Raw genomic sequence first — 21,713 nt, forward strand, 5'->3', positions numbered from 1 at the left:
CAACCACAGTGACGATCTTCGTGCCGGCCGCGCGCGTCTCGCGCATCAAGATATCTCCGACCACGGCGGCCTCCGCCCGCGTGCGCGAACTGAAGGCTGCCGGCCGCGACATCGTCGACATGGCAATCGGCGAGCCTGATTTTGACACGCCCGATGACATCAAGGCGGCGGCACATGCGGCGATCGATCGCGGCGAGACGAAATACACCGCCGTCAACGGCACCGTCGCGCTCCGGAAAGGTATTATCGCCGACTACAAGCGGCGCCTTGGCCTCGAATATTCCGACAACGAGATCTGCGTCGGCGGCGGCGCCAAGCAGATCCTGTTCCTGGCGCTGATGGCCAGCGTGGAGGAGGGGGCGGAGGTGATCATTCCCGCGCCCTATTGGGTGTCCTATCCCGACATGGTGATCGCCAATGACGGCAAGCCGGTCATCGTCCGCTGCTCGGAGAACCAGGGCTTCAAGCTAACGGCGGAGGCGCTGGAAGCCGCGATCACGCCGAAGACGCGCTGGCTGATCCTCAACGCGCCGTCGAACCCGACCGGCGCCGCCTATTCGCGCAGCGATCTCGAAGCGCTCGGCGCCGTGCTGCTGCGCCATCCCAACGTCCTCGTGCTGTCGGACGATATCTACGACCAGATCTGGTATCGCGACGAACCTGCCACGACGCTCGCCGCGGCGGTGCCCGCCTTGAAGGACCGCATCCTGCTCACCAACGGCGTGTCCAAGACCTACGCCATGACCGGATGGCGGATCGGTTATGCCGCAGGCCCTGCGCCGCTGGTCTCGGCGATAAACAAGCTGCAATCGCAGATGTCGTCCTGTCCGTCGTCGATCAGCCAGGCGGCGGCGGCCCATGCGCTGACCAACGACCAGGCCTTCGTGCGCGACAGCGTCAAGCTCTACAAGGAACGCCGCGACTATGCCTGTGCGCGGCTCAACGCCATCCCGGGCCTGTCGTGCCTTGTGCCTGATGGTGCTTTCTACCTCTATCCCGGCTGCGCCGGCGTGATCGGCAAGACCACACCGGAGGGCAAGGTGATCGAGAACGATCTCGACTTCGTGCTCTATCTGCTCGACGGCGTCGGCGTCGCCACCGTGCAGGGCGCGGCCTATGGCCTGTCGCCGTATTTTCGTCTGTCGATTGCGACCTCGATGGAGGCGATCAAGGAGGCCTGCGACCGCATCGAGAAGGCCTGTCGCGCGCTTCGCTGAGCGAAGTCCGGACGCAGGGCGGGAAAGCTTGGCTGCGTGAAAAGAATCTCATTGAAATCAATGGGGTAGATAAAGGATAGTTCCGCTCGAGAACATAGTCACAGAGCTGGTATCCGACATACATGAGCGTCGATTTCAGGAAGCTGAAGAGCTTCGTCAAGGTCGTCGATGCTGGCAGCGTTTCGCGCGCCGCAGGCCTGTTGCGCACGGCGCAGCCGGCGCTTTCCCAGCAGATTGCGGCGCTCGAGAGCCATTTCAAGCACAAGCTGCTTTTGCGCAGCAACCACGGCATCGTCCCGACCGAGGCCGGCCTCATCCTCTACCGCCATGCGCAATTGCTGCTAAAGCAGATCGAGCAGGCGCAGATCGACATCGACCAATCGACCAAGGCGCTGGCGGGGAGGGTGTCAATTGGCCTAGCGACCTATTCGGCGTCGAGCACGCTGTCGCTGCCGATCCTGAAGGAGATGTCCACGCTGCATCCGCAGATCATCGTCCACATCAACGACAGCTTCGGCCATGTGCTGAGCGAGCTGATCATGACCGGCAAGATGGACATGGCCATGATCTACGGCTCCGGCCCGATCAAGGGCGTCAAGCTGCAGCCGCTGTTTCGCGAGGAACTGTATCTCGTCTCGCGCGCCGAGACGGTGGCGGACAAGCCAGCCAACGAGCCGCTGCCGCTATCGGCGCTGGCCGATGTCAAGCTGCTGCTGCCGAGCCAGGGCCATTTCCTGCGGCGCCTGATCGATCAATCGCTGGCGCGGGCGCGGGTGACGCCGAACGTCGCTTCCGAGATCGAATCTGTTTCCGCGCTCGGCGCGGCCGTGACCGAAGGGCTGGGCTCGACCATCCTGCCGGCCTCGGTCGCCGCCGCCAGCGCGTCGAGTTTTGCGGGCGTCGAGGTACGGCGGCTGGTGCGCCCCGCCATCGAGGCGACTGTCTCCTTGTGCGTCTCCGATCATCTGCCCTTGTCAGAGCCCGCACTTGCCACGCGCTCGGTGCTTCTGACCGTGGTCGAGAGGCTGATGCGCAGCCATCCGCAGGGTATTCGCGCGGTCTAAGCAACACGCCCTCGATCAAAAAGCCGAGTGCAGCCGTGCTCGGAGGCTGTATCGGGCCGGTTTCTCAAGGCCATAAACAAAACCTATGGCGGCAGACGGGAGTTGTGGTGGTCGCGTGCGACCGGTTTTCCTACGCTCGAAGACAATCGCTTCGAGGAAACAGATGGCCAAGCTCGCATTCGATACCGGAGGAACTTTCACCGATTTCGCGCTGCTCGACGATAAGGGCGAGCTGCATCTGCACAAGGTGCTGAGCACGCCGGCCAATCCGGCCGAAGCCGTGGTTCGCGGCGTGTCCGAGCTGCTCGAACAATTCGGAGACCTCGTCGCTCTCGACGGGCTTCAGGTGCTCGGCGCCACGACCGTCGTCACCAACGCCGTGCTGGAGCGCAAGGGCGTCAAGACCGGCTTCATTTCGACCGCAGGCTTCCAGGACATGCTGCGCATCCGCAACGAGGGACGCTATGATCTCTACGACCTAAATCTTAAGTATCCGGTTCCGCTGGTCACGCGCGCCAACAGCTTTGGCGCGGTCGAACGCATCACGGCGAATGGCGAGGTCGTCACCGCGCTGAACGAAGAGACCGTCCGCGAGATCGCCGGCCGGCTGCGCGCGGAAGGGATCAAGTCCGTCGCCGTGTGCCTGCTCCACGCCTACAAATACCCCGCTCATGAGCAGCGCATCGCGGCGCTGCTTCGGGACGAGAACCCCGACATCTTCGTGTCGCTGTCCTCCGACGTCTGTCCAGAGGTCCGCGAGTTCGATCGCGCCTCGACTACCGTGGTCAACGCCTATACGCGCCCCCAAATGTCGGGCCATGTTGCCCATCTCGAGCGCGAATTCGTCGCCAAGGGTATCAATCGCCAAGTGCTCTGGATGACCTCGTCGGGCGGCCTTGTGCCGAGCAGCCGTGCCGCCGAGCTGCCGGTGCGCCTGATCGAATCCGGTCCGGCCGCAGGCGCAGTCGCCGCCGCCGAGTTCGGCCGTATCGCCGGGGAAGGCAGCGTGCTGTCCTTCGACATGGGCGGGACCACCGCAAAGCTGTGCCTGATCCCGAATGGAGAGCCGACCGTCGGCACCGATCTCGAAGTCGCGCACTACCATCGCTTCCGCAAGGGCTCGGGCTTTCCGCTCAAGATCCAATCGATCCGCATGATCGAGATCGGTGCCGGCGGCGGCTCGATCGCCGCGAAGAACCCGCTCGGCCTGCTCGATGTCGGGCCGCGATCGGCAGGCGCGATGCCGGGACCAGCCGCGTACCAGCGTGGCGGCACCGAGCCGACCGTGACCGACGCCGATATTTTGCTCGGCTACATGGGCACCGAATCCTTCGTCGGCGGCTCGTTCAAGGTGTCGAAGGATGCCGCGCAGACGGCGATGGCAAAGCTTGCTGGTTCGCTCGACGTCAGCGTGCCCCGCTGCGCCTGGGGCATCCACGATCTCGTCAATGAATCCATGAGCAAGGCGGCGGCGGTGCATGCGACCGACCTCGGCGTCGATCCGCGCAGCCTGCCGATGGTCGCCTTCGGCGGCGCGGGCCCTGTGCACGCTTACGGCATCGCGCGCAAACTCGGCATCAAACGCATCATCTGTCCGACCGGTGCCGGCGTCACCTCGGCGATCGGCCTTTTGATCGCGCCGGTGGCCGTCGATCTCTCCGCGAGTTTTCCGATGCAGGTCGACAATTGGAATTTTGCCGCAATGGATCGCCTGCTCGGCGATCTCGCAGCGCAGGGGGCCGAGGTCGTCCGTGCCGCCGGCGTCGCGCCGGAAACGATCACCAACACCTACACGGTCGACATGCGTCACGTCGGCCAAGGCCACGAAATCACCGTCGCGCTGCCGGATCGCAAGCTCCCGCCGAAGCAGTTCCGTGAAGAGCTGCTCGGCAATTTCTACAAGCTCTACCGCGAGCTGTTCGGCCGCATTGTCGCGGGTTCCTCGGTCGAGGTGATCACCTGGCGCCTGCGCTCCAGCGGGCAGAAGGATCAGGTGACCCGCCCGCACACGCGGCATGCCGCCGGGGCCAAAAAGGGCATCCGTTCGGTCTATTTCAGCGAGCGCAACGGCTTCGTCGAAACGCCGGTCTACGATCACTACAAGCTGCCGGTCGGCGAGGAGATCAAGGGGCCGGCCATCGTCGAGCAGCGCGAGTCGACTGCCGTGGTCGGGCCGAGCGGCACCGCTCACGTCGACATCAATGGCAATCTCGTGATCACCATCGCCTGAGGACGACGCATCCATGTCCGTGAACGCGGCCGATTTCAACGATCCCATCAATCTTCAGGTGATGTGGAATCGCCTGATCTTCATCGCCGACCAGGCCGACATCGTGCTCGGCCGCACCGCATTCTCGCCGATCGTGCGCGAGAACCACGACTATGTCACCGTGCTGCTCGACAGCCGCGGCCGCGCGCTGGCGCAATGCACCTGGTCGATCCCGGTCTTCATCACCTCGCTGCCGGTCGCCGCGCAAAAATACTTTCTGCCCAAATTTCCGGCCGATACCCTGGTCGAGGGCGACGTGCTCGCCACCAACGACCCCGAGATCGGCACTGGCCACCTGCCTGACGTCACGATGATCACGCCGATATTCAAGAATGGCAAAGTCGTCGCCTATGCCGGCTCGATCGCGCATCTGCCCGACATCGGCGGCGCGCCCCTGCATTCCGAAGCCAGCGACATCTTCGAGGAAGGCATCCGCTTCCCGATCGTGAAGCTGCACAAGGCCGGCGTCCCCAACCAGGACGTCCTCGACATCATCGCCGCCTCCGTGCGCCTGCCGACCGAGGTGATGGGCGATCTCGAATCCATGGTTGCGGCCAACAATGTCATGGGCCGCGAACTCGTTAAGTTCCTCGACGAGTATGATCTCGACGGCATTGACGAGCTCGCCGATGCGATCCATACGCGCTCCGAAGCGCAGACCCGGCGGGCGATCCGGCAATGGCCGAACGGCACCTACAGCGCCGAGGTCCTGCTCGATGGCTACGACACCGACGTGACGCTGAAGGCTTCCGTGATTGTCCGTGACGATTCTATCCATGTCGACTACACCGGAACATCAGAGCAAATCCTTCACTCGATCAACTGCCGCACCAACTATCGCTACGCCCATTCGGTCTATGCACTGAAATGCCTGCTCGACCCGGATACGCCGAATAACGAAGGCTGCATCACGCCGATCACCGACGAAGCGCCGCTGGGCTCAATCCTTAATCCCGAGCAATGGACGGCAGGCAATTCGCGCAATCTGATCGGGCACGTCATCCCGTCGCTGATCTTCAAGGCGCTGGAGGGCGTGGTGCCCGACAAGGTGATGGGCGATAGTGGCGGCGCACCGATCTGGGCGGCCAATTGCGTCGGCCGGCGCGACGACGGTACGCAATATGGGTCGGTGCAGAATTTTCACGGCGGGCAGGGCGCCCGCGCCGAGTTCGACGGCCTCGACACGCTGAGCTTTCCGTCCAACTGCCGGGTCACCGCGATCGAGATGTTCGAGATTGCCGTGCCTGCGCTCACCGAGTGTAAGGAGCTGATCCCGGATTCCGGCGGGGCCGGCAAGACCCGGGGCGGTCTCGGCCAGCGCGTGGTGCTGCGTAACCTCGGTAGCAATCCCATGAGCATTTATCTGGCGTCCGAGCGCGTGCGACATCCCTGCTTCGGTGTGGTCGGCGGCCAATCCGGCAGTGCCGGCAAGGTGCACAAGAATGGCGAGCCTCAGTTTCCCAAGGGGAAGGTCGTTTTGAAGACGGACGATCGCCTGGAGGTGGAGACGCCAGGCGGCGGCGGATGGGGCAAGACGTCCGAACGCAGCGCAGCCTCGATCGAGCTCGACCTCGCGGAAGGGTTGATCACGCCGGCGGTTGCGAGGCAGATTTACGGCTATCGCAGCTCAAGCTTGGCAGCGACGGCTGCCGAATAGGAGAGCCATGGGCCTGCTCGACGGAAAGATCGCGCTCGTAACGGGCGCGGGAACAGGTATCGGGCGCGAGACCGCGATCCTGCTCGCCCAGGAAGGTGCATCGGTTGTCCTGACGGGACGCCGTATCGCGCCGCTGCAGGAGGTCGTGTCCGTGATCGAGAAGGCGGGCGGCGAAGCCGTTGCCCGTGCGCTCGACGTGGCGTCGCGGGACGCAATCCTGGAGGCGGTTGCCTGGATTAAGGACAATGTTGGAGCCATCGACATCCTCGTCAACAACGCCGGCAGCGCCAGCAAGGTACTGAACGCACGCTTCATCACCGAGGCGGAGTGGAACGCCACGGTCAACGTCAATCTCACCGCCGTGTTCAACCTGACGCAGGCCGTACTGGAGGACATGCTCGCCAGGAAGGAAGGCACAATCATCACCGTCTCCTCGCTGGCGGTCGTCAATCCGAACCTGCTTGGCGGCGCCGCTTACGGGGCGGCCAAGGCTGGCGTGAAGAACTTCATGACCTTCCTGCACAACACATTCCGCAACCAGGGCATCCGTGCGACAACGATCCTGCCGGGCGAGACCGACACGCCGATCATGGACAGTCGCGCAAGGCCGCCATTGGAGAGCGAACGCGCCGTGATGCTCAATCCGCATGACGTCGCGCGCGCGGTGTTGCTCTGCGCCAGCCTGCAAAAGGGCGCCATCATCCCCGAGCTGCACATCTGCCCGACTTTCATGCGCGATACGTCAGCGGACATCGAGACGGCCCGCTGGGTCGGCGCACCCGAGGGCCTCACGGACAAGCTGAAGAGCTAGAGAAGAGGATCTCCCATGAACGGAGCCAAATTGCGCGAACGCCTTGTCAAAGGCGAGGCGGTTACCATGTTCGCGCCCCATCATTCCTCATCGGGACTGGCGGTCCGTCTGGTGGAGCTCGGTGCGGATGCCATCTTCGTCGATTGCGAGCACGGCACCTGGAGTTTCGAGGACGTGCGGGTCACGGCCCAAGCCATCCGCGGTGCCGGAGGCGCCGCGATCGTTCGCCCGCACTCGCATGAGCGGCCGGTCCTGATCCGCTATCTCAATGCCGGCGCCGACGGCCTAATGGTGCCGATGGTGGATACCGCGCAGCAGGCGCGCGCGATAGTTGATGCGGTGCGCTATGCATGTCCGGCCGATCACGAAAAGCGGCTGGTCATCGCCATGATCGAGACGCCCAAGGCGATCGACGGCATCGACGAACTGCTCGCGGTGGACGGAATCGATGTGTTCTTTATCGGGCCCGGCGACCTCTCGCAGAACATGGGCTATCCGCCCGCGCCGCCGTTCGGGCAGCCTCGGCCGCAAGCGGTGATGGAGCGGGTTGCTTACGCCGTGAAGAAGATCCGCGCGGCCGGCAAGGTTGCCGGAACGCTCGTGACCGCCGACGAGCTGCCCTCCCTTCTCGAACAAGGCGTGCGGTACTTCTACATCCACTCCGATCCGTTCCTGCGCCTCGGTCTGGCCGGCATCAAGAAGCTGCTCGCCCGCTGAGCTCGGAAGAACGCTATGACATTCGAACTATTCAACCTCGCCGGACGTCGCGCGCTGGTGACGGGATCATCGCAGGGGATCGGTCTTGCGATCGCGCGAGGGCTTGCCGAGCACGGCGCTTCCGTGGTGCTCAACGGACGCGATCGCGACAAGCTGGATGCCGCTGCGGTGAACGTCAGAGCCGCCGGGCACGACGTCGCCGTGACGAGCTTCGATGTTACCCGCGCCGACGCCGTTCGCGGCGGGATCTTGCGCATTGAAGAAGCGATCGGCCCGATCGACATTCTCGTCAACAATGCCGGCATGCAGTTCCGTACGCCATTGGAGGATTTTCCGGCGGAGAAGTGGGAGGAATTGCTCAGGACCAATGTCTCCAGGGCCTTCTACGTCGGCCAGGCGTCTGCACGCCATATGATTCCGCGAGGGAAGGGCAAGATCATCAACATCGCGTCGGTCCAGAGCGAATTGGCGCGGCCTGGGATTGCGCCGTACACCGCGACCAAAGGAGCAATCAAGAACCTAACGCGCGGCATGTGCGCCGATTGGGCCAAGCACGGTCTCCAGGTCAATGCGATCGCGCCGGGCTATTTTAAGACTCCCTTGAACCAGGCGCTGGTGGACAATCCCGAGTTCTCGGCATGGCTTGAAAAGCGTACGCCTGCCTCGCGGTGGGGCAACGTCGACGAGTTGATCGGCGCCGCCGTATTTCTGTCGGGCGACGCGTCATCCTTCGTCAATGGCCATACGCTCTATGTCGACGGCGGCATCACGACCTGCCTGTGATTCCGGCGCTCCATCGCCTCCCGCAACACCACGGCCATGCACCGGGTTCTATAGGATTCCGCACCATGTCGACGAAACCCGAAGTCTTGATGATTGGGCCTTATCCCACCTGGGATATGGAGGATCTCGACGCGCGTTATGTCGTGCACAAACTTTGGGAGGCGGCGGATCGCGACCGCCTGATTGAGGCTCACCGCAGCACGATCCGCGCGATAGCAACGCGGGGCGAGCTCGGCGCATCCGCCAATCTAATGAAGCGATTGCCCGCGCTCGAGATCGTCACCTGTTATGGCGTCGGTACCGATGCCATTGATCTGTCCCATGCAAGGGCGAATGGAATCCGGGTGACCAACACGCCGGACGTGTTGACGGCCGATGTCGCCGACATGGCCATCGGTCTGTTGCTGGCTGTCGCGCGGAAGATCCCGCAGGCCGACCGGTTCGTGCGCGAGGGATGCTGGACCACCGGCAACATGCCGCTGGTGACCCGGGTCAGCGGCAAGACCGCCGGCGTGGTCGGGATGGGCCGCGTCGGCGCGGCGGTCGCAAAGCGGCTCGCCGCATTCGATTGCGAGATCGCTTATTTTGACGTCTCCGAGCGAGCGGATCTACCCTATACATTCGTGCCGGACCTCATGGAATTGGCCCGGCGCGCTGAATTCCTGATCGTGACGCTCGCGGGCGGCGAGAGCACGAAAGGTATCGTGGACGCGCGCGTGCTCGATGCACTCGGACCTGACGGCATCCTAATCAATGTCTCCCGGGGATCGACGGTGGACGAAACAGCTCTGCTTCGTGCGCTCGAGGCCAAGCTGATCAAGGGCGCAGGCCTCGACGTGTTCTGGAACGAGCCGAATATCGATGAACGACTCAAGGCCCTCGATAGCGTCGTCCTTCAACCGCACCACGCCTCGGGCACGACTGAGACACGACGCGCCATGGGCAAGCTCGTCCGCGACAATCTTGCCGCCCACTTCGTAGGTGCGGCCCTCATAACACCCGTGACCTGAAAGCTGCCGTAGTGCGCTGCTTCTCGAACTACCGCTTCTGTTAGTTCGACGCCGAACAGGAAGATCTGTATTGTTGGTGTGGCCACCAACACGAACTGACTCGCTGACTATCTGATCGGCGACAACTCGGATACGAAACCCGCGCAGCCGGCCCCTCTTGGCGCAAAGCGGATATCCTGCAGACTCGCCAGTTCTGCAGAGGGTCAAAAGCGCCGTTTTGACCAACGGCCGGACGCTTCCGGTTTATACCCGACTGCGGACATTTCGCTGCAACTCCCTAAGGGAAGCAATGGGCCACCAGCAGACTTAAACGGTCTGCAAACCTTGTTCATGAGAGGCGCGAACCTAGGCAACGTTGTGTTACCATGGGACGCATGTTTCGCTTCAGAATCACACCCACCGTTCTGCTCGTCCTTATCGTCGGGGGCGCGTCCTGCATTTTCGTGTTTTACGGCCTCAATCTACTGATCGCGCTGATTGCGTTGAACCTGGCCTGCCTGCTGTTGGCCCCGATCGCGAGGCGGCGCGGATGGGGCGCTGAAGGGCGGCTCACGAGACATCTCAGTCGTCCCCGGATCGAAGACGAAAGCCGCAGAGCCAGTTAGCCGCGAGAGCCTACGTACCCTGAAGGAAGAGGGATGACTGTTTCAGAGGAAGTCCGAGTTTGGCGGCTTCGAGTGCGAGGCTTTGCGATTGCTGCAGCTGTATGCCTCGCCTTGATTTTCTTGCTGACGATTCTAGATCCAACCGAGTTCGTGAAAAGCTTCATTCGTCCGCTTGTTCTGCTTCTCGTCTTCCTTTGGATGTGCGGGCTATATTGCACCTACCGGTATTGGAAGGGTTTTAGAGAAGACGAAATACGGCGCGGCGGATCAGCGGAAGCCGCTCGCGCAAAATGGCATAAACTGCACCCGCCCCTGGCTAGATGTTGGTGGGCCGCTTCGGGTCAAAAAGCGAAGAGCTCAGGTTGGCAGATCTGATCCGCTCGGGCTCAACGAGCGGAGTTCCGACAGCCAAGGTGTAACTTCGCACTGGGCCAGAAGCAGTCATATTCTACATGCTGCGATATCTGAGAGCCTCGACCAGCAGGGTGAACGCGGGCGAGGGTTGCCGACGGCTCGGGTAGTAAAGGTGGTAGCCCGAGAATGGCGGGCACCAGTCCGCCAGCACGCGAACGAGCCGGCCCTCCGCGACGTACGGCCGAACGTGTCCCTCGGTGAGGTACGCCAGGCCCACCCCCTTCAGGGCCGCGTCCAGAAGAAGCCCGGCGCTGTTGAACACAAGTTGCCCCTCAACCCGCACATTGAGTTCGCGTCCGTCCTTCTCGAACTCCCAGGCATAGAGACTGCCTCCATGGGTGGGCAGGCGGAGGTTGAGACAGTTGTGATGGGTAAGATCCTGAGGCTTTTTAGGTCGCTTGCGCCCCGCGAAGTATGATGGCGAACCAACGACAGCCATCCGAAGATCCGGACTGACCCGGACAGCGATCATGTCCTTCGCGACAAGCTCGCCGGGACGGATCCCGGCATCGACCTGCTGGGCCACGATGTTGGTGAGACCGTAGTCGACAATGATCTCGACGTGAATATCAGGGTATTGCGGCAGGATGTTGTGAAGCGCCGGGAGCAAGATCGCGCTTGCGGCATATTCGGTGGCGGTCAGGCGGACGGTGCCGGCGGGCTTCTCGCGGAGTTCGCTCAAGGCGGCGAGATCGGCGTCCATCTCGACGAACTTAGGGCCGATGCTTTGGAACAGCCGTTCTCCGGCTTGAGTTGGGGTCACGCTGCGCGTCGTCCGGTTCAACAGCCGGACACCGAGGCGTTCCTCGAGATTCCGTATGATCTGGCTGAGCCCCGATTGGGTCATGCCGAGCTTGGCTGCGGCACGCGTGAAGCTGCGCTCCCTCGCCACCGCAAGGAAGGCAAGGAGATCGCTGGCGTCGTCGCGGGTCATTGATAAGCCTGTCTACTGACTGCATTCGAAATCTATCACCTAATCGGCCGAAGGGAAAAGGTCTAGGTTCGGACAGTAATCGGCCAGTCAACCCGTCAGCGAAAAAGGCCAAGGACCCCATGGGAGACGGAATCAGGCACAAGCCCGGCGCGGTCACGGGAACAAGCAGCGGGTGGCGCAAGCCCACTGTTGGGCTGCCGGCTTGGCAAGAGATCTGAGGCATGTCGGTCACAACCATGCAAGAGCCCGTTCCGGCTGCGAGCATCACCGTCACCTTGCTTCCCATCATGGGCGTGGTGTTCGTGGGCTTCCTGGTCATCGGCATGGCCATGCCCGTGCTTCCTCTCCATGTGCACGACGGGCTGGGCCTCGGCACGTTCGTGGTGGGCTTGGTCGCCGGCAGCCAGTTCGCCGCATCCTTGATCTCGCGTCAATGGGCCGGACACGTCTCCGACGCTCATGGTGCAAAGCGCGGAGTCGTCATCGGCCTGTCGGCGGCGACCGTGGCCGGATTGCTTTATCTGCTCTCGTTCGTCCTTAGTGGATCTCCGCTGATTTCGGTCGTGATCCTGCTTGCGGGACGCGCTCTGCTTGGCGGAGCGGAGAGCTTCATCATCACGGCCGCCGTGAGCTGGGGATTGGCGCTCGTTCCTTCCAGCAACACCGGCAAGGTGATCGCCTGGATCGGGTCGGCTATGTTCGCGGCCTTCGCGCTCGGCGCTCCCGCCGGCTCCGCACTCTATTCGGCCTACGGTTTCACGGCGATCTCGCTGGGGACTGCCTTGGCGCCGCTCGCCGTGCTGCCGCTCGTCGCGCTGCTTCCGGCGATTGCCCCGGTGAAGCACGCGCGCGCTTCGTTCGTCGAAGTGATCGGGGCCGTCTGGGTACCGGGTCTCGGCTCGGCGCTCGGTAGCGTTGGTTTCGGCGCGGTGACGACGTTCGTCGCCCTGCTATTTGCGACCAAAGGGTGGGCAAACGGGTGGATGGCCTACACCGCCTATGCGCTCGCCTTCATTCTGGCGCGAGTGTTCTTCAGCCATCTCCCTGACAGGATCGGCGGCGCGAGGGTTGCTGTCGTTTGCGCGGGCATCGAAGCCAGCGGCCAGGCGCTGATCTGGCTGGCGGTGAGCCCTGAGATGGCGCTCGCGGGCGCCGCGCTCACCGGTTTCGGGTTCTCGCTGGTCTATCCCGGCTTCGGAGTCGAAGCCGTCCGCTGCGTTCCCGCACAGAGCCGCGGTCTTGCCATGGGCGCCTACACCTCTTTTCTCGATCTCGCCCAGGGGCTCGCAAGCCCCACCCTCGGATTGATCGCAGCCGGATCGAAGCTCAACACCCTTTTTCTGGTCAGTTCGGCGACGGTGTTGTGCGCTTCGCTCGTCGCGTGGCGGCTGATCGCAAAGCCCCCAGTCATGGAAGGATCTCCGCAATGAGAACGTTCGCAGCGACTTTCTTTTACCTATGTCTGTTCGCCGGCGCAGCCGTCGCTCAGACGCCCATTAAAGGAGCAAATGCCATGTCCAATCCGGAGGACATCCGCGCCGTCGCGCCGGCGCTCGAAGCATACGCGCAGAAGTTCGTTATCGGCGATCTTTGGAAGCGGCCGGGCCTTTCTCCGCGAGACCGCAGCATCGTCACAATTGCCGCGCTGATCGCGCGCGACCAAACGATTGAACTGCCCGGCTACCTGACTCTCGCGCTCGACAACGGCGTGAAGCCGTCGGAGATCTCGGAGATCATCACGCACCTCGCCTTCTACACCGGCTGGGCGAACGCGATAAATGCGATCCCCGCGGCGCGGGAGGTGTTCAAGAGCCGCAACATCGGAGCCGATCAGCTCCCGTCCTCCTCGGGGCCGCAGCTCCCCCTGGACGAAGCGGCAGAGAAGCAGCGGGCCACGCGGGTCGGAGAGCAGTTCGGCCAGATCACCCCGAGCCTCGTCCAATACACGACAGACGCGCTGTTTCGCGATCTCTGGCTGAGGCCGGCGCTCGCGCCGCGCGACCGCAGCCTCGTCACGGTCAGTGCGCTGATCGCGACCGGTCAGGTCGCGCAGATCACCTATCATCTGAATCGCGCGATGGACAACGGACTGACAAAGGACGACGCCGGCGAGGTGCTCGGCCATCTCGCTTTCTACGCCGGCTGGCCCAATGCGTTCTCTGCGGCACCTGTCGTCAAGGATGTGATCGAGAAACGCCGGTACTGAGGGAGGACGCATGATCTCCCGCCGAGTCGTGCTGATCGCGGGCGTCGCCGTATCAATGAAAACCACCGCGGCATCGGCACTTGCGCCCGAGCTGCACAAGGAGATTCCAATGGACATCGAAATCAAGAGAAACGGGTCCCGTCCTTCCCAAAAAGGATCGGAAGACTGGTTTACGGGGAATGTGCGTGTCGATCCGCTGTTTCAGGCCTCGGACCCCGCCCGCGTCGGAGCTGGCCAGGTCACCTTCGAACCCGGCGCCCGCACCGCCTGGCACACGCATCCGCTCGGTCAGACGCTGATCGTAACCGCTGGGTTGGGCTGGGTACAACGCGAGGGCGGACCGGTCGAAGAAATTCGCCCAGGGGACGTGGTCTGGTTTCCGCCGGGACTGAAGCATTGGCACGGTGCATCGCCGACGACGGCGATGACGCACATCGCGATACAGGAGTCCGTTGGTGGCAGGAACGTCGACTGGATGGAGAAGGTCAGCGATGAGCAATATCGCAAGTGATCGCGCTTGACGACCGCGCGCATGCTCCCCATGGCCGAGATCACGAAGCAGCAGCCGATTGGGCGGCGGGGGCCGCCCGGAGGAAGTTGCCGCGCCGCCCTCTGGTTGTGCAGCCCGGCCGCAAGTTTGGTGATCGGTATTGATCTGCCGATGGACGGCGGATTCACCGCTCACTGAGCACGGGGACCGCGTCGTTGGTCGTTTCCCGCCTAATTGTTACGGACCAAGGGTTTGACCAGCTGTTGTGGGAAGCAGAGAGCAGAACACCAAGTCCACTAGGGAGAACAGGATGGACACGAAGCAGCTCTTGATGATTGGTGTTTCAATGCTGGCTTCTGCAGCGGCAGGACCCGCGCTTGGCCAAGAAAAGCAAGAGCAGTATATCCAGGTTGCGGAAATCGAAATCGATCCTTCGCAACTCGACGCCTACAGGACCGCGGTCAAGGAACACATCGAAATGGCCATCCGGGTCGAGCCCGGCGTCCTGACGCTTTATGCGGTTTCTGACAAGGACGATCCCACCAAGGTGAAGGTGTTCGAGTTTTATCGGGATGGCGAGGCCTATAGACGACACCTCGAATCCGGGCACTTCAAGCGATACAAGGCCGCGACACAAAGCATGGTCAGGTCGCTCAAGCTGATCCGCACCGACGCTATTGCACTTGGCACTAAGGCGAGGTGATCGTTCGCGAGGAGTTGACTATGAAGAGCCTATTCGCAGTGACCGCTGCCTTGCTCCTGGGGATCGGAACGCATAACTCCTTACGAACGGCTGGAGCTTGGCCTCAGGGTCCGGGTGCGGGCGCATCCGCGATATCTCGCTTGCCTGTTCGGGGCTGACCAGTAACAATAACCTGCGGCTCGGCGATACTGAACTCTTAATCGGCGAGCCCCAGGTTTGAGCCCTGGTGCGCCGAACATTTCATTGGCTTAGCAAACGTGGCCGGCATAGAGACGGCGAAGAAGCTGGTCGATGAATCTCTGCCATCGAACACCTTGATGGCGTGCTGGGCCGAGAGTTCCGGCTAATCAAGATCCGCGGACCTGTCGACGCCCGGCTAATCACGTGAGCTTCATATCTTGCCTCACGCAACGCTGCTTTCAGAACTTTCTCATTGCGTTCCGCAGCAGCGGTATGATCGCCGGACAAGCTGCCTCAGGCGAAGGATGACATATCGTAGGTTAGGCTGGTGTGGGGAAAGGCGGTAGCGCTCCAGTGACTCGAACCCCCGATATTTCGAAATGTCGATCTGCCACCACGACGAACTTTGCAGTTGGATTTCTCATTGTAAACCATTGATCCCTAATGATCGGATGTTGGCTCAGTTGGAAAAATTCTCTTGTTAGAATCAATGATCGTATCGTGTCTCTTAATCAGCGGGTCCCAGGTTCGAGCCCTGGTGCGCCCACCATTTAAATTAAGCACTTGGCGGTTTGATCAAGCGGCAAAATAGCGCCGTTTACACCACCGTTTGCCGTTTTGTTCCCGCTTGGAGCTTTAGCACCGCGGCTTCCGCGAGCTGAATCGTAAGCATCCGGCGCGGACCACAGGGTAGAGGACTTTGACCGAGTGCTGGCCCGCAGCGGACTGGACCGCGTGGACTAGCAAACTTGGCCTCCACGCCCGCGCGCAATCGGGTGCGAGGGAGCCGGCGGCTGGGTGATCGCTTCGCAGGCCCGGCCGAAACGATCGTCGCATCGGAGCAGCAATGGGCGCTAAACGCCATATCGCCGCGCCGTCGCCGCGGACCTGGCGCGGCGCCTGTAAGCTCTCAAGGACGATCTTAAGTTTCTCATCCTCGAACCAGCGCCGCCGTCGGCCTGTGTCCACTACACCGAGCCGTTCGATTGGAGCACTGCGCCTATCACTGTCCATAAGGACACTTCTCGACAACACGCCTCATTCGGCAAGGTGGTCTTTACCGGACGGATACGTGTCAAGATCCACACCCAGTCTGGGACACGGCGCGTGCTTGCTCATGGCGCGCGGGTGCGCGCCATCTTTGGCCGTGCGAAATTGGACCGTGCGGTCCCCCGCCAGGCTCGCTGCTGGTCGGGAAGTTCGAGATGAACCAGAAGCGATGACCTGAAGCCGGCGCCGTTTGGCTCTAGACAGATCTAAAGGTGCGCTAGTCCGCCTCTCCCGCTCGCCTGTTCGGAGAGTACGAAATCTAGAAGGCGCCCAGTCCGGGGCTCAAGGGATGTGAAGCCGTGACCGATTATATCGCATGGGTATATCGGGAAAATTTGGAACAGCCCCCCGAACGCTGGGTTGACGCTTCGGGTGCTTCGGCGTGCTCGAAGGGAGTCCGCAATGGCGCTCCAGACCGGCCCCGGGAATCGGCTTTTGGCGGCTTTGTCCCCAGCGGATCTCAACCTGCTTGAGCCTCACGTTCAGAAGATAGCGTTCGAATCTGACGCTGTACTCGTGCGAACCGGAGATGAGCTCAAACAAGTTTATTTTCCGCTTAGCGGGGTCTTGGCGTTCCTGGTTGAGATGTCGGATGGACACATTGTCGCTTCCACTCTCATGGGCTCGGAAGGAGCGGTCGGCGCTCTCGCTATTCTAAGTCCCTCGCACTCGCCAGTCACAGCAACCGCCTATGTGGCCGGAGCTGCGCTCCAAATTCCTGTCCCACGATTGCAACAAGCTTATGAGCAAAGCGGCGCCATCAAACGTGTTCTGCGCCTCCATTTCCGCACTCAATTGCTGCAGCTTCAGAATGTGGCCGCCTGCAACGCCGTGCACCCGGTAGAATGCCGGATGGCTCGATGGTTGCTTGAGATACACGACCGCGTTGCCAACGGCGAGATCAGATTGACCCAGGAAGCGCTGGCCCAACTTCTTGGGGTTCGGCGAACGACCGTGACTCTAACCATGCGTAAGCTTCGGGCAATCGGCTGCATCATATCGGAGCGGCGCGGCGCGTTGGAGGTCCATAGAGCGCAACTCGAGAACGTCGCTTGCGAGTGTTACGGCGTGATGCGCGAGAGGATCAAACGAATGGATGAGGAGGAGCTGAGCTCCCCGAATGTTTCGCATCTGCAATATTCCCCGTTCAGATGAATTGAACGTCATTCGCTATTGAACCGAAGCTGATGTGGGATAGATTACCTGCCGATGAAAGAGATGCTGGCCCATCTGGAACTGCTCCGCGTGCAAATGGCCGAGTGCGAGCGCCTTCAGCATGCAGCAAGGAGCCAGCTCAAGCGCGAGGTCTATGCGCGGGCGCTCACTCGTTACAAGGCAATCGCAAGAGAGCTGGAACGAGCGATAGCATGCCTGCCCGACTTTAGGCCCCTGCGTCGGCCAGAAATAACATAAGGAAGAGTAAGGCCGCCTCAAGCGGGCCAAGGCAGCCTTTGACCCGGGCGCGCAGGACGACGCCGCGGGCAGCGGTCGCGTGTCCTCCGGCGTTCGACGGGAGGCAGAGAGCACCTCGTGGCGCTTACGAAACCGCGATGCGAGGCCGCTGCGCACTCTACGGCCGTAGGCAGCTGGTGCAGAGCGGTGACCTGCCGTGCTGACCAGACGTGTGCGTGCAACAAAGGGAACCGATCCTTCAGCCCGGGCAAGATTTCTGTTGTTACTGGTTTTTGCCACCTTTAGCATTCGTCGCAAAAGTATCGAACCAAGCTGCACCGGGAGGAAGATGATGCGCTGCCTTCGTGCAATTCTGCTGCTTGCGTGCGCTCTCGTGATGGTGGCATTGCTGTTGGCGGCGCCGGGCCACGCGCAGGGCACTTTACAGAACATCCCTAGGAAGCAACTGCTGATCCTTGAAAACCCGGAAGGGACCGTCAAGAACGCCGGATGGTTCAACATCTGGGCCATCAACGCCGGATCGCAGTCGAACGGGCTGCAACAGGTCGCCCTCGATACCCTCTGGTACATCGATCCCGAAAGCGGTGTAGACGGCGTTTGGGACAACTCGCTGGCCGCCGAAAAGCCCCAATACAATGCCGATTTTACCGAGATGACGGCGAAGCTCCGCAAGGGCATCTTCTGGAGCGACGGTGTTGAGTTCACCGCGGATGATGTCGTCGCGACGGTGACGATCCAGATCAAGCATCCGGGAATGCGCTTCAGCGCGGTGCTCGCGAGTAACGTGGCATCCGTTGAGGCGACAGACCCGTATACGGTGGTGTTCAAGCTCAAGAAACCCAACTCGCGCTTCCATGCCAATTTCACTGTGCGCTGGGGCGCGGTATGGATATTGCCCAAGCATGTTTTCGAGAAGGCGGATGATCCGGCCAAGTTCGATTTCAACAAGCCGGCTTCGCTCGGCGCCTATGTGCTGTACAGCTACGATCCCGACGGCAAATGGTACATCTGGCAATTGCGCGACGACTGGCAGCGCACCACGCTCGCCCGCTACGGCAAGCCCGGGCCGAAATATCTCGCGTATATCGATCCCGGCCCGCCAGACAAGCGGGTCATTGCCCAGCTCAACCACGAGCTCGATGTGGTCCATGATATCGCGCCCGAGGGCATGTTTGCCCTCGCCAAGCAAAGCAAGGTGACACGGGCATGGTTCAAGGGATTTCCTTATGCCCATCCCGATCCGACGCTCCCGGCGGTGATCTTCAACACGCAGAACGAGCTGTTCAAGAACCCCGACGTGCGATGGGCGCTCGCGCTGTTGATCGACATCAAGGCGGTGTCGATGGCGGCCTACCGTGGCGCCGCCACCATATCCGCCATCGGCGTGCCGCCGACCGGCGCCCATCCGGCAACGTACCATCAGCCGATAGAGGAATGGCTCAAGGGTTTTGAGATCGACACCGGCAAGCGCAAGATCAAGCCGTACGATCCCACGATCGGCAAGCAGATCGCCGAAATGCTGCGGCCTTCGATGGGCGAGCAGATACCATCCGATCCGGCGGAGATCGCCCGTGCCTTTGGCATGGGCTGGTGGAAGGTCGATCCGCAGGCCTCGCAGGAACTGCTCGAGAGGGCTGGTTTCACCAAGCGCGGCGGCGCCTGGATCACGCCGGATGGCAAGCCCTTCACCGTTCGCGTGATGGTCGAAGGCGACCTACGCCCGGTGATGACGCGGGCCGGCAGCATGATCGTGCAGCTATGGAAGCAGGCGGGCATCGACGCCCGGATCGATGTGGCGCAGGGGACGCTGCCGACCCGGCGGGCGGCCGGCGATTTCGACACATTCATCGGCTGGAGTGTCGAGACCTGGGGCGGCCACCCCGACCTGTCCTACTTCCTCGACAGCTGGCATTCGCAGTTCGTCGCGGAGCCGGGCAAATCGCAACCGCTGCGCAACTGGCAGCGCTGGTCCAGCCCCGGGCTTGACAAGATCATCGAGAGCGTCCGGATGGTGGGCTTCGATGATCCGAAATCGATCGAGCTCGGCAAGGACTACATCAAGCTCGCGGTGAAGGAGATGCCGACCATCCCGCTGATGGCGTACAACGTCTTCACGGCGATGGACCAGACCTATTGGACGGGATATCCCACGTCGGAAAATCCCTACACCAATCCGGTGCCGAACTGGGGTAATTCGCGCTATATGCTCGTCAAGCTCAAGCCTGCCGGCTAGGAGTCATGAGGAGGCGCCGATGCCATCTCTCGGACAGCGGGTCGCCTCTGTCCGAACGCCGCGGTGGGGGTGTCGATGAGCGGATATGTTGCGTATGTCGGCCGACGGCTGGCGCAGTTCGTGCTCGTGGTCTTCATCGGCGTCAACCTCGCTTATGTGATTACCCATGCCACGCCGATCGATCCCGTCGAGCAGTCGATCTCGGCGGTCACCTCCTTTGGCAACACGGCTCCGGATGCAATCGAGCAGATGCGCACTTCGCTGCGCGAGCTCTACGGACTTGGCGGCTCGCCTGCCCAGCAATATCTGGCGTTCTGGAAGCGGATCCTGCGCGCCGATTTCGGTCCTTCGCTCTCGGCGTTTCCAACGCCGGTCTCAACGTTGATTGGCCGTGCGCTACCCTGGACCGCCGGACTGCTCGCGATCTCCACAATCATCGCCTGGGGGCTCGGAAGCCTGCTCGGCGGACTTGCCGGCTACTACCAGAAAAACCGCGGGCTGAAGCTGATGGGGCTGGTCGCGATGGGGCTGCATCCGATCCCTTATTATATCGTGGCGCTCGTGCTGCTGATCGGGTTCGGCTTCCTCTGGCCGGTACTGCCGATCACCGGCGGTTCGGCGATGAACCTGCCGCAGACATTGACATTCGATTTCGTCGTCAGCGTGCTGCAGCACGCCATCCTGCCCGCGCTCTCGCTGATCCTGATCGGCGTGGGCAGCTGGTTCCTCGGGATGCGCGCGCTGGTGTCCAACGTCGTGACCGAGGATTATGTGCTCTATGCCGAGCTGGCGGGTGTCAGGTCTGGGCGCATCCTGTCTTCCTACGTGATGCGCAACGCGCTGCCGCCCCAGCTCACAGGGCTCGCCATCTCGCTTGGCGGAATCTTCAACGGTGCCGTCATCACCGAAAAGGTATTCGGCTATCCAGGCGTCGGCTCGCTACTGGTCGATGCCGTCTATGCGGGGGACTACGGGCTCGTGCTCGGCGTGACCACTGTCTCCATCCTCGGCGTTTCGACCGGCGTGCTCGTGATCGATCTGCTGTATCCACTGCTCGATCCCCGGGTGAGGGTCAGCTGATGACTGCAATCCTGCGTGACCTCCTGCGTTCCCACGCCGAATTCCGGATCGGGACCGCGCTCATCGCCATCGTGCTGCTGTTGTCATTGCTGGCGAGCTTCTCGCCCTATTCGCCGCAGGAGGTCTATGTGGTGCCGCCGGATGTGCCGCCGGCGCTGACCTATTGGTTCGGCACCACATCGCGCGGCCAGGACGTGTTCTGGCAGCTGACCTTTGCCCTTCGCAATACCCTGCTGTTCGGATGCACCGTGGCATTGATCAGCCGCTTGTTGGCGCTCATGGTGGGGCTGCTCAGCGGCTACAAGGGCGGTTGGATCGATCGGGCGCTGATGTCGGTGAACGACACCTTCATCGTCATCCCGTTGCTGCCGATCCTGGTGCTGTTCTATTTCGTTATGCGCGACCGCATGTCCTGGCTGCTGCTGGCGCTGATCATGGCCTGCCTCGGCTGGGCCTACGACGCGCGTCTGATCCGCTCGGCGGCGATGAGCCTGCGGGCCCGTGAATTCACCCAGAGCAGCCTGTTCTCCGGCATGAGCACGCGCGAGATCCTAGTCCAAGAGCACTTGCCCTATGTCTTGCCAATCGTGTTCTCGACGACCATGAACAACATGGTATGGTCGATCGGGCTGGAGGTGACGCTGGCGGTGCTCGGCTTCACCGACATCAACACGCCGACGATCGGCGGCATGATCTATTGGGCCAACCAGCATACCGCGATGGTTGCGGGAGTCTGGTGGTGGATCGCCTTTCCGACGATCGCGATCATCATGACCTTCATCGGGCTGTTTCTGCTGGCGGTGTCGATGAACGACTACATCGATCCGCGCAGCCGTCTCGGCAGCTTGGGAGGCGCGCCGTGATTCCGGCCGCAACA

The 21,713-nt window shown here is 62.1% G+C and carries 18 protein-coding genes; 17 read left to right on the forward strand and 1 reads right to left on the reverse strand.

The features are described 5' to 3' along the window. The first annotated feature begins 8 nt into the window (after positions 1-8). From XI05_RS23055 to XI05_RS23090, 8 genes are all read left to right on the forward strand, one after another. A complete protein-coding gene (locus XI05_RS23055) occupies positions 9-1,217 on the forward strand; it encodes an aspartate transaminase (RefSeq protein WP_271505952.1) in 1,209 nt (402 codons plus the stop codon). Positions 1,218-1,339: 122 nt separating this feature from the next. Next, positions 1,340-2,281, forward strand: coding sequence for a nitrogen assimilation transcriptional regulator NAC (gene nac / locus XI05_RS23060; RefSeq protein ID WP_271505959.1), 942 nt, complete (start codon positions 1,340-1,342; stop codon positions 2,279-2,281). A gap of 163 nt (positions 2,282-2,444) precedes the next feature. Next, complete coding sequence (locus XI05_RS23065; RefSeq protein ID WP_271505962.1) at positions 2,445-4,511, forward strand: hydantoinase/oxoprolinase family protein; 2,067 nt, start codon at positions 2,445-2,447, stop codon at positions 4,509-4,511. A gap of 13 nt (positions 4,512-4,524) precedes the next feature. Further along, on the forward strand, positions 4,525-6,207 hold the full coding sequence (locus XI05_RS23070; RefSeq protein WP_271505965.1) for a hydantoinase B/oxoprolinase family protein: 1,683 nt from the start codon (positions 4,525-4,527) through the stop codon (positions 6,205-6,207). A gap of 7 nt (positions 6,208-6,214) precedes the next feature. Next, positions 6,215-7,018 (forward strand): SDR family NAD(P)-dependent oxidoreductase, encoded by an 804-nt coding sequence (locus tag XI05_RS23075; protein ID WP_271505967.1) that lies wholly within the window; start codon positions 6,215-6,217, stop codon positions 7,016-7,018. 15 nt (positions 7,019-7,033) lie between these two features. Then, positions 7,034-7,735: an HpcH/HpaI aldolase family protein gene (locus XI05_RS23080; protein WP_271505970.1), complete on the forward strand. Its 702-nt coding sequence runs from the start codon at positions 7,034-7,036 to the stop codon at positions 7,733-7,735. Between the two features lie 15 nt (positions 7,736-7,750). Then, on the forward strand, positions 7,751-8,518 hold the full coding sequence (locus XI05_RS23085; RefSeq protein WP_271505972.1) for an SDR family oxidoreductase: 768 nt from the start codon (positions 7,751-7,753) through the stop codon (positions 8,516-8,518). A gap of 65 nt (positions 8,519-8,583) precedes the next feature. Next, positions 8,584-9,528: a 2-hydroxyacid dehydrogenase gene (locus XI05_RS23090; protein WP_271506401.1), complete on the forward strand. Its 945-nt coding sequence runs from the start codon at positions 8,584-8,586 to the stop codon at positions 9,526-9,528. A gap of 1,053 nt (positions 9,529-10,581) precedes the next feature. Here the strand turns inward: XI05_RS23090 and XI05_RS23095 are convergent. Beyond that, complete coding sequence (locus XI05_RS23095; protein ID WP_271505974.1) at positions 10,582-11,481, reverse strand: LysR family transcriptional regulator; 900 nt, start codon at positions 11,479-11,481, stop codon at positions 10,582-10,584. Positions 11,482-11,702: 221 nt separating this feature from the next. On the opposite strand from XI05_RS23095, the gene XI05_RS23100 reads away from it, so the two are divergent. The 9 genes from XI05_RS23100 to XI05_RS23140 all read left to right on the forward strand — a co-directional run bounded on the left by XI05_RS23100 (position 11,703) and on the right by XI05_RS23140 (position 21,699). Next, positions 11,703-12,911: an arabinose transporter gene (locus XI05_RS23100; RefSeq protein ID WP_271505976.1), complete on the forward strand. Its 1,209-nt coding sequence runs from the start codon at positions 11,703-11,705 to the stop codon at positions 12,909-12,911. Continuing rightward, complete coding sequence (locus XI05_RS23105) at positions 12,908-13,687, forward strand: carboxymuconolactone decarboxylase family protein (RefSeq protein ID WP_271505977.1); 780 nt, start codon at positions 12,908-12,910, stop codon at positions 13,685-13,687. The genes XI05_RS23100 and XI05_RS23105 overlap by 4 nt, the downstream gene beginning before the upstream one ends. Positions 13,688-13,802: 115 nt before the next feature. Further along, positions 13,803-14,198, forward strand: a complete 396-nt coding sequence (locus tag XI05_RS23110) for a (R)-mandelonitrile lyase (RefSeq protein WP_271506403.1) — start codon at positions 13,803-13,805, stop codon at positions 14,196-14,198. Between the two features lie 30 nt (positions 14,199-14,228). Beyond that, positions 14,229-14,375, forward strand: a complete 147-nt coding sequence (locus XI05_RS23115; protein ID WP_271505980.1) for an SDR family oxidoreductase — start codon at positions 14,229-14,231, stop codon at positions 14,373-14,375. Positions 14,376-14,487: 112 nt separating this feature from the next. Further along, positions 14,488-14,880 (forward strand): putative quinol monooxygenase, encoded by a 393-nt coding sequence (locus XI05_RS23120; protein ID WP_271505983.1) that lies wholly within the window; start codon positions 14,488-14,490, stop codon positions 14,878-14,880. Between the two features lie 1,632 nt (positions 14,881-16,512). After that, positions 16,513-17,265 carry a Crp/Fnr family transcriptional regulator gene (locus XI05_RS23125; RefSeq protein ID WP_271505985.1) on the forward strand — a complete coding sequence of 251 codons (753 nt, stop codon included), beginning with the start codon at positions 16,513-16,515 and terminating at the stop codon, positions 17,263-17,265. A gap of 589 nt (positions 17,266-17,854) precedes the next feature. After that, on the forward strand, positions 17,855-19,756 hold the full coding sequence (locus tag XI05_RS23130) for an ABC transporter substrate-binding protein (RefSeq protein ID WP_271505988.1): 1,902 nt from the start codon (positions 17,855-17,857) through the stop codon (positions 19,754-19,756). A gap of 75 nt (positions 19,757-19,831) precedes the next feature. Then, entirely contained in the window at positions 19,832-20,836 is a 1,005-nt protein-coding gene (locus XI05_RS23135; RefSeq protein WP_212255185.1) for an ABC transporter permease, read from the forward strand. Next, positions 20,836-21,699, forward strand: a complete 864-nt coding sequence (locus XI05_RS23140) for an ABC transporter permease (protein WP_271505991.1) — start codon at positions 20,836-20,838, stop codon at positions 21,697-21,699. The genes XI05_RS23135 and XI05_RS23140 overlap by 1 nt, the downstream gene beginning before the upstream one ends. Positions 21,700-21,713 lie beyond the last annotated feature (14 nt).

Source organism: Bradyrhizobium sp. CCBAU 11357 (assembly GCF_028128865.1).
In the GTDB taxonomy this organism is placed as follows: domain Bacteria; phylum Pseudomonadota; class Alphaproteobacteria; order Rhizobiales; family Xanthobacteraceae; genus Bradyrhizobium.